We start from the raw sequence: 540 nt of genomic DNA on the forward strand, positions 1-540 counted from the left end.
ACGATCCTTTTCTACGCCGCGCTCTCGACACAGGGTAACACCGCGATGCTGCTGGCCGGCGCCGGCGCAGCGATCAGCCTTCTCGCCGTCATCGCCTGGGCAATGCTCCGCTACAGCCGGACGCTGCCGATTACGCAGTTCTTCCGCTACAGCTCGTGGCTGATGGCCGCTCTGACGGTCGTGCTGGCCGGTAAGGGAGTCGCTGCCCTCCAAGAGGCCGGGATCATCGACATAGCGCCGCTCGCCAGTGTGCCACGTATCTCGATGTTGGGCCTGTTCCCGACATTTCAGTCGGTGCTGGCACAACTCCTGATGCTTGCCGTGATCGTGATCGGGTTTGCCTGGAACCGCCGCGCCAAGCCGCGGGCGGGCGGGCCGCTAGCCTACTAGCGGCAGGGCAGACAACGCCCCTCTCTAAAGCGTTGCCGCAACCCTGACCGTGCATCGCACCGTCTCACGCGCCTTGGCTCGCAATGTAACGGGAGGGCGGCGGGGAAAGCGCCGCCCTCGGGCCATTTACGCGGCCATCTTGTCGCAAGC

Annotated in this window: 1 protein-coding gene; it reads left to right on the forward strand. The window is 65.4% G+C overall.

The window, feature by feature from the left end:
• Window positions 1-390: FTR1 family protein (locus tag MF609_RS19815; RefSeq protein WP_479725614.1), on the forward strand; the 390-nt coding region annotated here is incomplete at its 5' end.
• Window positions 391-540: the final 150 nt, after the last annotated feature.

The organism is Sphingomonas panni, from assembly GCF_022664435.1.
GTDB lineage: Bacteria > Pseudomonadota > Alphaproteobacteria > Sphingomonadales > Sphingomonadaceae > Sphingomonas > Sphingomonas panni.